The following is an 11015-nucleotide window of genomic DNA, read 5'->3' on the forward strand; positions in this document are numbered from 1 at the left end:
GGTGGGGCGGCCCCCCCCCCGCCCCCTCGCCACCACGTTCTCCCGCCCCCCCCCTTCGCGGCGGGGCGCCCCGGACGGGTGCCGCGCTCGACGCGTTCCCAGCCAGCGCCGAAATTAGTGGAACGGATCATTCCGGTCTGCTAGGCTGGTCTCATGAAACGGAGCGGAATATTCCGCTCTGACAGCGGGTGAGGTGGCTCGCTGGAGGCCGGCGGAGAGGGCAGGGCGATGAGCGAGATGGCAGCGGGGCAGTGGCGGATCGTGCTCGACGAGGCGCACGAGGCGCTTCGAACGGCCGTTGCGGGGGTTCCGGCCGACGGCTGGGAGCGGCCCACCCCGTGCGAGCGGTGGAACGTCACCCAGGTGCTTCAACACGCGGCCGGCGACCAGCTCGCCTACGCGGCGGCGATCGAGGGCGGGTCGGGTCCGGCGGAGGACCCGTTCGCGCCCTCCGGTCGGATCGACGGTGACAAGCTGGCCGGCCTGCGCGCTGCCCTCGACGCATCCGCTCGCGCTTGGAGGGGTGTCGCCGACGACGACCCGGCGGTGCCCACGCCGCTGCCCCAGGGCAAGCTGCCGGCCGAGGTCGGCGCCGTAGCATGCGCACTGGACGCGGCAGTGCACGCGTGGGACATCGCCGTGGCCACCGGCCAGCCGTCCCCACTCGGCGCTGAACTGGCCCGCCCCCTGCTGGTGGTGGCCCGGCAGATCGTCGAGCCGCTGCGGGCCTACGGCGCGTACGCCCCGGCGATCGACCCCGCTCTGGAGGCCGACGAGGTCGCCGCCCTGCTCTCCTACCTCGGTCGCGACCCCCGCTGACCGACTGAAAGCCAGGCTCGGCCCGGAGATCGTGCTCGATCCAGGATCGAGTGGCATCGCCCAACCTGGGATGCCACTGGAACCAGGATCGAGCACGATCTCATTCGGCGCCCCCACCCGAGGCCCCCGCGGGGCGGGGCGTGAGGCCGCGCGGGGGCATGATGCCGTGCGGGGGCCGCGGGGCGGAAATCTGTGGCGGCGGGCCGCTGCGACGGCCAGGATGGCGGGGTGACTGAGGCGTACCCGAAGCAGGTTCCTGTCCGTGCGGCCACGGCCGTGCGTCGACAGCGCACCGTGCCCGGGCGCGCCTCGATCCGTCGTCCGCTGTCGTGAGCGGCGCGTTCCTCGCCGGTCTCGTGGCCGGCTACGGCGTCGCCATTCCCGTCGGCGCGATCGCAATTCTCATTCTGGGGCTCAGCGCCCGTACCTCGTTTCGGGTTGGTGCGGCCGCGGCGCTCGCCGTGGCGACGGCCGACGGGCTCTACGCGGCGGTGGCCGTGCTCGGCGGTGCCGGCCTGGCCGGGACCATCGCGCCGGTCGCCGGACCACTGCGGGTGGTCGCCGCCGTGGTCCTGCTGGGTCTCGCCGCGCACGGCCTCTGGCGGACGTGGTCGGCGCACCGCTCGCGGCGACCGCCGACGGCACGCGACGGTGGGGGCATGAGCACTCCGGGGCGGGCCTACGCGGCGCTGCTCGGGTTGACCCTGCTGAATCCGATGACGGTGCTCTACTTCACCGCGCTGGTGCTCGGCCGTCGGGATGCGGCCGACTCGGGGGTGCTCCCCGTGGCGCTTTTCGTGGCCGGGGTGTTCCTGGCGTCGGCGAGCTGGCAACTGGTCATCGCCGGCGGTGGCACAGTGGTCGGCCGGGCGCTGACCGGGCGGCGCGGCCGACTGGTCACCGGTCTGGTCTCCAGCGCGCTCATCGCCGCGCTGGCGGTGGCCGGGCTGCTTCCGGGCTAGAGGTCAACGCCGGACCGTGCCGGGGCCGCCTGGGCCGGGCCGAGGGCTGCCGGGCGGTGCCGGGGCGGCCGGACCGGGCCGGGCCGGGCCTGCGTGCCGCCCGGGGGCCCGGGCGGGTTCGCTGTGCCGTACGGTCGGGCGGTGACCAGTCGACCCGCAGCCGGCGGAGGCCGGTGGGTCGAGGTCGACCCGGCCCGTGTGGGCCGCTGGGTCGAGGGCTTCGCCGACCGGCACGGGCCGGCCACCACCAGCGCGCGGGAGTACGGCCTGCTGCTCGCCGCCCCGGACGGGGCAACCGCCGAGCTGCACGCCCCACCGGGTGCGCCGGCCGGCGTGGATCTGACCGGGTTCGTGACCTCCGCCGTCATGCCCCGCCGGATCGGCCTGCTGCTGGCCCGCAAGGGCGCGGTGGCGCTCGGGGTGGCCGAGGGCGCCGACCTCGTCGTCTCCAAGGTGGACACCCGGTATGTGCAGGGGCGCACTGCGGCGGGGGGATGGTCGCAGCACCGGTTCGCCCGCCGACGCGACAACCAGGCGAAGGCGGCGCTGGGTGACGCGGCGGACCTGGCCGTACGGCTGCTGTTGCCGCAGGCGGCGACGCTTGCCGCGCTGGTCTGCGGCGGTGACCGGCGGGCGGTGGACGGGGTGCTGGCCGACCGGCGGTTGGCCCTGCTCGTGCCGTTGCGGGCGGAGCGGTTGCTCGACGTGCCGGAGCCGCGGCACGCGGTGCTGGTCGCGGCGGTGGGCGCGGCCCGGGCGGTACGGATCCTGGTGCGCGACCCCGACTGACCTCGGTGCTCCCCGATCTCGGAGGGGGAGAGGACCGCCACCCGAAACGGGGTTCGCGGCGTGCCGCCCGGCTGGCGGCCGGAGGATGGGCGCGTGGAGTTCCTGGTTGACATGGTGACGACGGTGCCGCAGGAAAACCTCGGACGAGGGCGTCACCGGATGCCGTGGGACACGTCCGTCAACAGGGAGATCATCATGTCCGAGGCCCAGATTCTGCGTACCGTCCTCGACCGGTGGAAATCGGCTGTCGACGCCCACGAGCCCGATCGGGTCGCGGCGTGCTTCACCGACGATGCGATCTTCCAGGGACTGCAGCCGTACACGGTTGGTCCTGCCGGTGTGGCCGCGTACTACGCCGGTCAGCCGCTCGGGCTGACCGCCGCGTACGACATCCGGGAGATCCGCCGTCTCGCCGACGACGTGGTCCTCGGCTACCTGGAGGTGGAGTTCGGCTTCACCGACCGGCCGGCGCTGACCGTCAACCTCGGTGTGCTCCTGCGGCGGGTCGACGGCGAGTGGCTCATTGGCCACTACCAGGTTTCGCGGCTCACCTGACCCGGAAGTTTCCCTCCGCCCCCAGGGTGGGAACGGCGATCGTGGCAGGCCCGCCGAGGGGCCTGCCACGATCTCGGGGCGAGGTCAGAGCTGGTCGGTGCCGAAGGTGTCGCAGGTCTTCGGGTCGCCGCGGTCGTAGCCCTGGGTGAACCAGCGCTTGCGCTGCTCGGACGTGCCGTGGGTGAACTGGTCGGGGTTGACCCGGCCGCCGGAGCGCTCCTGGATGCTGTCGTCGCCGATCGCCTCGGCGGCCTGCACGGCCTCGCTGATGTCGGTCTGGGTGATGGACTTGAACAGCGGTTCCTGGCCGGTCTTGTCCTTGCTCTCGGTGGCGTGCTTGGCCCAGGCGCCGGCGTAGCAGTCGGCCTGCAACTCCAGCCGCACGGAGGCGGAGCGGGGGCCGCTCTGGTCGCCCTGGCCGGCCTTCGCGTTGGTGCCGAGGAGGTTCTGGATGTGGTGTCCGTACTCGTGGGCGAGCACGTAGGGCTGGGCGAACTCACCCTTGGCGCCGAATCGGGAGGCCAGCTCGTCGTAGAAGCTCAGGTCGATGTACACCTGCTTGTCGGCGGGGCAGTAGAACGGGCCGACGCCCGAGTCGGCCTGCCCGCAGCCGGTGTTCACGGCGGCCTGGAAGAAGTTGGTGTCGGTCGGCTCGTACTTTCCGTTGCCCAGCTCCGGGTACGCCTTCTGCCAGTAGGCCTGGATGCTGTTGACGTAGAGCGCGTTGCGGCAGCGCGCGTCGTCGAGGCGTTCGGGGTTGTCGCGGGAGCACAGCTGCTCCAGGTCGGTGCCGCCGGCCTGACCGCCCTCGTCGCCGTTGGTCATGGCGTTGAGGCCGAAGCCGCCGCCGAGCAGCGCGACGAGCACGGCCACCACGATGCCGATGATGCCGCCTCGACCGCCGCCTCCGGGGATCGGGATGCCGAAGCCGCCGCCGGATCCGCCGCCTCGGCCCACGTCGTTGACCTGGGAGGTGTCAATTTCGGCCCGCTCGTTGAGTTCCATGGTGACCCCGATCGCCGTATGCCGGTAAGTGTCTTTTGTGTGTCGTTTGGTCCATCGAGTGCCGGACGGGGTCCGGACAGGCGTTCCGGTACCCGATGATCTTGATCGGTAATCCGGGCGGGCCGTTCGGCGGCGCCCGGTACACTTGTCAGGTGCTGCGCTGCGAAGGCTGAACCGCCCCGCGCCGTCGGGCCCCTTGAGCCCGCCGGCCGTTTCGCGTGCCCCGAGTCAGCCTTCCGAACCCCGAGAGCGAGCCCGCAAACATGATCACTGCCACCGGCCTGGAACTGCGTGCCGGTTCCCGGATCCTGCTGTCCGACACCACGCTGCGCGTGCAGCCCGGTGATCGGATCGGCCTGGTCGGTCGCAACGGCGCCGGCAAGACCACCACGCTGAAGGTGCTCGCCGGCGAGGGGCAGCCGTACGGCGGCCAGATCGACCAGCGCAGCGCCATCGGCTACCTGCCGCAGGACCCGCGCACGGGCGACCTGGAGGTCACCGGCCGCGACCGGGTGCTCTCCGCGCGCGGGCTGGACGTGCTGATGGCGCAGATGCAGGAGGTCGAGGCCCGCCTCGCCGAGGACGCCAACGACAAGCTGGTCCGCCGGTACGGCGCGCTGGAGGACCAGTTCGCCGCCCTCGGAGGGTACGCGGCCGAGGCTGAGGCCGCGCGGATCTGCGCCAACCTCGGCCTACCGGACCGGGCGCTCGCGCAGACCATCGGCACCCTCTCCGGCGGTCAGCGTCGCCGCATCGAACTCGCCCGGATCCTGTTCCGCGACGCCGGCGAGAACGGCGGCGGCATCCTGCTGCTCGACGAGCCCACCAACCACCTCGACGCCGACTCGATCACCTGGCTGCGGGGCTTCCTCGCCAACCACAAGGGCGGCCTGATCGTGATCTCCCACGACGGCGCGCTGCTGGAGTCGGTGGTCAACAAGGTCTGGTTCCTCGACGCCACCCGGTCGGTCATCGACGTGTACAACCTCGGTTGGAAGGCGTACCTGGAGGCGCGCGAGACCGACGAGCGGCGTCGCCGCCGCGAGCGGGCCAACGCGGAGAAGAAGGCCGGCGCGCTGATGGCGCAGGCCGACAAGATGCGGGCCAAGGCCACCAAGACCGTGGCCGCGCAGAACATGGCCCGTCGTGCCGAGAAGCTGATCTCCGGCCTGGAGGAGGTGCGGGTCGCCGACCGGGTGGCCAAGGTGCGTTTCCCCAGCCCCGCCCCGTGCGGCAAGACCCCGCTCACGGCCACCGGCCTCTCCAAGTCGTACGGCTCGCTGGAGATCTTCACCGACGTCAACGTCGCGGTGGACCGGGGCTCCCGGGTGGCCATCCTCGGGCTCAACGGCGCCGGCAAGACGACCCTGCTGCGGATGCTCGGTGGGCTGCTCACCCCGGACACCGGCGAGGTGCACGCGGGGCACGGCCTGCGGCTGGGCTACTACGCCCAGGAGCACGAGACGCTGGACGTGGAGCGGACGGTCCTGGAGAACATGCGCGCCGCCGCCGTCGAGCAGTCCGACACCGACCTGCGCAAGATCCTTGGCGCGTTCCTGTTCTCCGGTGACGACGTGAACAAGCCGGCCGGCGTGCTCTCCGGTGGCGAGAAGACCCGGCTGGCCCTGTCCACCCTGGTCTGTTCCGGTGCCAACGTGCTGTTGCTCGACGAGCCGACGAACAACCTCGACCCGGTCAGCCGGGAGCAGGTGCTCGACGCCATCGCCAATTACCCGGGCGCGATCGTCCTGGTCACCCACGACCCGGGTGCGGTGCTGGCGCTCAAGCCCGACCGAGCCATCCTGCTGCCCGACGGCGACGAGGACGCCTGGAGCGACGACCTGCTCGAACTGGTCGAGCTGGCCTGACCGGGGACGGCTCGCCGACCCGGCCGGCTCTCAGCCGAGCAGGTCGGCCAGCCGACCGAGCACGCCGGAGCTGACCAGGATCACCAGCCCGATGGCGATGAAGATCGTCGGCACCAGCCAGGCGCCGGCCCGCTCGACCAGCCGCACCACCCTCCGGTGCCTGCCCAGCCAGGCCGCGGCCACGCACCAGAGCGCGATCAGCAGCACGAAGATCAGCAGGAACACCGCGCTGTCGGCGATACCGAGGGCGCGGAAGACGGGTACGTAGACCGCGACGTTGTCGGCCCCGTTCGCGATCGTTACCCCGGCCACGCCGAGCGCTCCGGTGACGACCGCGGGCGTCTCGTCGTCAGCCGAACCCCGCAGCGCGCGTACGCCGAGCGCGATCGGCAGCAGGCCGAGCAACCCCGTCCACGGGTCGGGCACGACCAGGAGCCCACCCGCGATCACCGCGCTGGCCACCGCGAGCGCGCCGATGCCGAGGTATTGTCCGGCGACGATTTCCCAGGTGCGGGGTTTTCCGGTGGTGCGGGCCGCGACGAAGAACAGCGTCAGGATGACGATGTCGTCGATGTCGGTGGCGGCGAAGACCACGGCCGCCGCGCCAGCGGTGCTGAACAGGTCGATCACGACCGAAGGGTACGGGCCGTCGGCAGCGTCAGCTCCCGGCGGTGGTACGCCCGGACGGCGCGGCGGGCCCGATCGCCAGGATCACTCTATCGGGAAGCTGACATTGCATAGCGTGTCGGTTGGCGAAGAGTTGATATCTGGCGCATGATCGTTCGAGGCGGTCTAATAGGTGGGACCGTATCCGAACCGCACAGTCTGGGACGTGAGGACACAGCATGGCAGCCACTGGCACAGCCACCAGCACTGAGAAGGGTCGCCGGATCGTCGGAGCCGAGCGTCAGACGCTCGCCAAGGACCTGGTAAAGCGGTACACCTCGGGGGAGAGCATCCGCGCGTTGGCGGCCTCGACCGGCCGTTCCTACGGGTTCATCCACCGAGTGCTCACCGAGTCCGGCGTGCAGCTGCGTCAGCGCGGTGGTGCCCGGCGCCGCAAGAAGGCGTGACCCGCCCCTCAGCGTCGTCCACCAGCGCCGCGCCCCGGGACGTCCGGTGACCGCCGAGGCGACCGGGGTTCGGCTGACTTGCGACGGGCCGGTCGCCACGGTGACGTTGTGCCGGCCCGACGTGCTCAATGCCCAGACGCCCGCGATGTGGCGAGCGATGAGCGACTTCTCCCGTGACCTGCCCGGCGACGTGCGGGTGGTGGTGGTCCGCGGTGAAGGTCGCGCGTTCTCGGCCGGCCTCGATCTCGCGGTGGCTGGCGCCTCCGGCCCGGGGTCGTTCGCCGAGTTGGCCACGCTGCCCGAGCAGGAGTGCGCCGAGCGCATCGCGGAGTTCCAGGCCGGTTTCACCTGGCTGCACCGGCCGGATGTCGTTTCCGTCGCGGCCGTGCAGGGTCACGCGATCGGTGCCGGCTTCCAGCTCGCGCTCGCCTGTGACCTGCGAGTGCTGTCCGCGGACGCGAAGCTGTCGATGGCCGAGGTGACCCTTGGCCTGGTGCCCGATCTGGCCGGCACGAAGCGCCTTGTCGAGTTGGTCGGCTATTCGCGGGCGTTGGAGATCTGTGCGACCGGCCGCCCGTTGGACGCCGCCGAGGCGGACCGGATCGGGCTGGCCACCCTGGTCGTGCCTCCGGCGGAGTTGGACGGCGCGGTGCGCGACCTGACCGCCGGCCTGCTCGCCGGGGCCCGGGACGCGGTGGTGGAGATCAAGGCGTTGCTCGCCGGGGCGGCCGGGCGGTCGCACGCCGACCAGCAGCGCGCTGAGCGGGAGGCGCAGACCCGTCGGCTGCGCGACCTGGCCGGCAGGGGAGAATAGTAAGGACCGCACGGGAAGATCCGGGTTACGACAGAGGTTGTCACACTCGTCGGGAGAATTGACCTGACGGTGCGGTCTGCCCGGCAACCCGGAGGTGAGCGATGTCCAACCCGATGTCCGGCGGTGGCATGGTCGGGTGGAGCATGCTCCGGTCGATGCGCAACCGCGACGAGGTCTCCACCCACCGGCTCAAGCGCGGGGTGGCCCGTCGCATCGTCGCCTTCGCCCAGCCCTACCGGCGCGACATCGTCGTGTTCCTGGCAACCGTGGTGTTGGCCGCCATCATCGGCGTGGCCACTCCGGTGCTCGCCGGTGACGTGATCAACGCGATCAACCGGGGCGGCACCGAGGCCGGCCGGCTCGTGGTGCGGCTGGCCCTGTTCATCGCCGCGCTGGCGGTCGCCGACGCGCTCCTGTCGCTGGCCCAACGGTGGTATTCGGCCCGCATCGGCGAGGGCATCATCCTCAACCTGCGCACCCGGGTCTACGACCACGTGCAGCGGATGCCGTTGCAGTTCTTCACCCGTACCCAGACCGGTGCCCTGGTCAGCAGGCTCAACAACGACGTGCTCGGCGCCCAGCGGGCGTTCACCTCCACCCTGTCCGGTGTGGTCAGCAACGTCATCCAGTTGGTGCTCACCGCGGCGGTGATGTTCACCCTCTCCTGGCAGATCACCGCGCTCTCACTGGTGCTGCTGCCGATCTTCATCATTCCGGCCCGCCGGGTCGGTCGACGGCTGGCGGACATCACCCGCGAGGCGTACAACCTCGACGCCAAGATGAACGCGACGATGACCGAGCGGTTCGGGGTGGCCGGCGCGCTGCTGGTGAAGCTCTTCGGCCAGCCCGAGATCGAGGCCCGCCGGTTCGCCGACCGGGCCGAGCGGGTCCGCGACATCGGCATCCAGTCCGCGATGTACTCCCGCACGTTCTTCGTGGCGATGCTGCTGGTCGCCTCACTGGCGCAGGCGCTCACCTACGGTCTCGGCGGCTGGCTCGCGGTGACCGGCGGCGTCAGCGCCGGCACCGTGGTGACGCTCGCGCTGCTGCTCACCCGCCTCTACGGCCCGCTCACCGCGCTCTCCAACGTCCGGGTGGACGTGATGAGCGCGCTGGTCTCCTTCGACCGGGTCTTCGAGGTGCTCGACCTCAAGCCGGGCATCGTGGAGAAGCCCGACGCGGTGCCGGTGCCCCGGGGCGCCGGCCGGGTCGACTTCCGCGACGTGCGTTTCCGCTACCCGAGCGCCGCCGAGATCTCCCTCGCCTCGTTGGAGGAGGTCGCCACGCTCGACCGGACCGTCAACGAACCTGTGCTCAAGGGGGTCTCGTTCAGCGTCGAGCCGGGGCAGATGGTCGCGCTGGTCGGCCCGTCCGGGGCCGGCAAGTCGACGCTGTCGATGCTCATCTCCCGGATCTACGACGTCACCGACGGGCAGGTGCTCGTCGGCGGGGTGGACGTGCGCGACGCGACGCTCGCCTCGCTGCGGGACGAGATCGGTGTGGTCACACAGGATTCGCACCTGTTCCACGAGACGATCGCCGAGAACCTCCGCTACGCCAAGCCGGACGCCACCGACGACGAGATCTGGGCCGCACTGGCCGGGGCGCAGGTGGCCGACCTGGTCCGGGCGCTGCCCGACGGTCTGGACACCACTGTGGGGGAGCGCGGCTACCGGTTCTCCGGTGGTGAGAAGCAGCGCATCGCCATCGCGCGACTCCTGCTCAAGGCTCCGTCGATCGTGATCCTCGACGAGGCGACAGCCCACCTGGATTCGGAGAGCGAGGCGGCGGTGCAGCGGGCGCTGTCGGTGGCGCTGGCCGGGCGTACCGCACTGGTGATCGCGCACCGGCTCTCCACAGTGCGCGACGCCGATCAGATCCTGGTCCTCGATGGTGGGCGGATCGTCGAGCGGGGGCGGCACGAGGAGTTGGTCGCGGTCGGTGGGCTCTACGCCGAGCTCTACCGGACCCAGTTCGCGGTCGCCGACTCGCCCACCCCGTTCGTCGACGCGACCGGCGCCGAGCCGGTGGTCATGCCGCTGGGCACCTACCGCGCCGACGAGGTACTGCCACCCGCCGCCGCCAACTGACGGCTGCGCGGCGTTGACGGCTGCGCGGCGTTGACGGCTGCGCGGCGTTGACCCGCTGCGCGGCGTTGATCGACTCGGGTTCCTGGAAGTCGGGGTGTCCTGGTCACGGTGACAGCCCGACTTCCTGGAAACCGAGTCGATCAACGGTCGGATGGTCCGGCGGTTCGACGCTCCGACAGACCGGTCGCCGCCCGCAACTCGGCGAACGCCAGGCCCAGGGTGACCGGTGTGAAATGCGCGTTCAGGCCGCTCGGGTTGGGCAGCACCCACAGCCGGGCGCCGGCCAGCGACTCCGGCTGCGGCCCGAAGGTGGCCTTCGGCCGCTGAAAACCGATCCGGTACGCGGTCACCCCCACCACGGCCACCCAGCGCGGCCGGTACCGGGCCACCTTGTCGGTCAGGATCGCCGCGCCGTCGAGGAGTTCCTCGGTGCTCAGCTCGTCCGCGCGGGCGCTGGCCCGGGCGGCCATGTTGGTGATGCCGAGCCCGAGCGAGGGCAGCTCGCCCTGCTCGCTGGGGTGCAGTAGCCGAGGGGTGAACCCGCCCCGGTGCAGGGCGGGCCAGAACCGGTTGCCGGGTCGAGCGAAGTGCCAGCCCGTCGCCGCCGACCACAGGCCCGGGTTGATGCCGACGAAGAGCACCGCCAGCCCCGGCGCGAGGACGTCGGGAATGGTCCGACCAGCGGCTGCCGCCAGGTCCGCCCGGGTGGGCTTGGTCGTCTTGGCCGCTGCCAGCTCGGCCCGGGTGGGCTTGGTCGTCTTGGCCGCTGCCAGCTCGGCCCGGGTGGGCTCGGTCGTCTTGGCCGCTGCCAGCTCGGCCCGGGTGGGCTTGGCCGTCTTGGCCGCTGCCAGCTCGGCCCGGGTGGGCCGGGTCGTCTTGTCCGCCGCCGTCGGGTGACGATCGGCCTGGTCCCCGGGTCCCGGCCGTCCGGTGGGCCGGCCGTTGATCGACTCGGGTTCCTGGAAGTCGGGGTGTCCTGGTCGCGTCGACCGCCCGGTTTCCTTTAAGCCGAGTCGATCAACCGCAGGGGAGTCGGGCTG

General features: G+C 71.7%; 11 protein-coding genes. 8 read left to right on the forward strand and 3 right to left on the reverse strand.

Annotated features, from left to right (window positions below; genetic code table 11):
• The first annotated feature begins 228 nt into the window (after positions 1 to 228).
• The 4 genes from ABZU74_RS31615 to ABZU74_RS31630 all read left to right on the forward strand — a co-directional run bounded on the left by ABZU74_RS31615 (position 229) and on the right by ABZU74_RS31630 (position 3125).
• Positions 229 to 819, forward strand: a complete 591-nt coding sequence (locus tag ABZU74_RS31615) for a TIGR03086 family metal-binding protein (RefSeq protein WP_355431664.1) — start codon at positions 229 to 231, stop codon at positions 817 to 819.
• Positions 820 to 1148: 329 nt separating this feature from the next.
• The gene (locus ABZU74_RS31620; protein ID WP_355431667.1) at positions 1149 to 1781 is read left to right on the forward strand and encodes a LysE family transporter; all 633 of its coding nucleotides are present in this window, start codon (positions 1149 to 1151) and stop codon (positions 1779 to 1781) included.
• Positions 1782 to 1922: 141 nt separating this feature from the next.
• Positions 1923 to 2570, forward strand: coding sequence for an acVLRF1 family peptidyl-tRNA hydrolase (locus ABZU74_RS31625; protein ID WP_355431670.1), 648 nt, complete (start codon positions 1923 to 1925; stop codon positions 2568 to 2570).
• A 93-nt stretch (positions 2571 to 2663) separates the two neighbouring features.
• Entirely contained in the window at positions 2664 to 3125 is a 462-nt protein-coding gene (locus tag ABZU74_RS31630) for a hypothetical protein (protein ID WP_355431673.1), read from the forward strand.
• Positions 3126 to 3209: 84 nt separating this feature from the next.
• Here the strand turns inward: ABZU74_RS31630 and ABZU74_RS31635 are convergent, their stop codons facing one another.
• Complete coding sequence (locus ABZU74_RS31635) at positions 3210 to 4130, reverse strand: neutral zinc metallopeptidase (RefSeq protein ID WP_355431675.1); 921 nt, start codon at positions 4128 to 4130, stop codon at positions 3210 to 3212.
• A gap of 263 nt (positions 4131 to 4393) precedes the next feature.
• Between ABZU74_RS31635 and ABZU74_RS31640 the strand changes: the two genes are divergently transcribed.
• The gene (locus ABZU74_RS31640; protein WP_355431679.1) at positions 4394 to 5998 is read left to right on the forward strand and encodes an ABC-F family ATP-binding cassette domain-containing protein; all 1605 of its coding nucleotides are present in this window, start codon (positions 4394 to 4396) and stop codon (positions 5996 to 5998) included.
• Between the two features lie 30 nt (positions 5999 to 6028).
• Here ABZU74_RS31640 and ABZU74_RS31645 read toward each other — a convergent pair whose 3' ends face one another.
• Positions 6029 to 6628, reverse strand: a complete 600-nt coding sequence (locus ABZU74_RS31645) for a cadmium resistance transporter (protein WP_355431682.1) — start codon at positions 6626 to 6628, stop codon at positions 6029 to 6031.
• 215 nt (positions 6629 to 6843) lie between these two features.
• Between ABZU74_RS31645 and ABZU74_RS31650 the strand changes: the two genes are divergently transcribed.
• The 3 genes from ABZU74_RS31650 to ABZU74_RS31660 all read left to right on the forward strand — a co-directional run bounded on the left by ABZU74_RS31650 (position 6844) and on the right by ABZU74_RS31660 (position 9975).
• Positions 6844 to 7071 (forward strand): helix-turn-helix domain-containing protein, encoded by a 228-nt coding sequence (locus ABZU74_RS31650; RefSeq protein WP_007462679.1) that lies wholly within the window; start codon positions 6844 to 6846, stop codon positions 7069 to 7071.
• Positions 7072 to 7117: 46 nt separating this feature from the next.
• Positions 7118 to 7885 (forward strand): enoyl-CoA hydratase/isomerase family protein, encoded by a 768-nt coding sequence (locus tag ABZU74_RS31655; RefSeq protein ID WP_355431685.1) that lies wholly within the window; start codon positions 7118 to 7120, stop codon positions 7883 to 7885.
• A gap of 113 nt (positions 7886 to 7998) precedes the next feature.
• On the forward strand, positions 7999 to 9975 hold the full coding sequence (locus tag ABZU74_RS31660) for an ABC transporter ATP-binding protein (protein ID WP_355431737.1): 1977 nt from the start codon (positions 7999 to 8001) through the stop codon (positions 9973 to 9975).
• A gap of 140 nt (positions 9976 to 10115) precedes the next feature.
• Here ABZU74_RS31660 and mug read toward each other — a convergent pair whose 3' ends face one another.
• Positions 10116 to 10709, reverse strand: coding sequence for a G/U mismatch-specific DNA glycosylase (mug, locus tag ABZU74_RS31665; RefSeq protein WP_355431740.1), 594 nt, complete (start codon positions 10707 to 10709; stop codon positions 10116 to 10118).
• Between the last annotated feature and the right edge of the window lie 306 nt (positions 10710 to 11015).

Source organism: Micromonospora sp. NPDC005171, assembly GCF_040608575.1.
GTDB lineage: Bacteria > Actinomycetota > Actinomycetes > Mycobacteriales > Micromonosporaceae > Micromonospora.

What these genes read in the sequence shown, in the direction of transcription:
- ABZU74_RS31615 (WP_355431664.1), top strand. Translation starts at nt 229, where the DNA reads ATGAGCGAGATGGCAGCGGGGCAGTGGCGGATCGTGCTCGACGAGGCG.
- ABZU74_RS31635 (WP_355431675.1), bottom strand. Translation starts at nt 4,130, where the DNA reads ATGGAACTCAACGAGCGGGCCGAAATTGACACCTCCCAGGTCAACGAC.
- ABZU74_RS31640 (WP_355431679.1), top strand. Translation starts at nt 4,394, where the DNA reads ATGATCACTGCCACCGGCCTGGAACTGCGTGCCGGTTCCCGGATCCTG.
- ABZU74_RS31650 (WP_007462679.1), top strand. Translation starts at nt 6,844, where the DNA reads ATGGCAGCCACTGGCACAGCCACCAGCACTGAGAAGGGTCGCCGGATC.
- ABZU74_RS31660 (WP_355431737.1), top strand. Translation starts at nt 7,999, where the DNA reads ATGTCCGGCGGTGGCATGGTCGGGTGGAGCATGCTCCGGTCGATGCGC.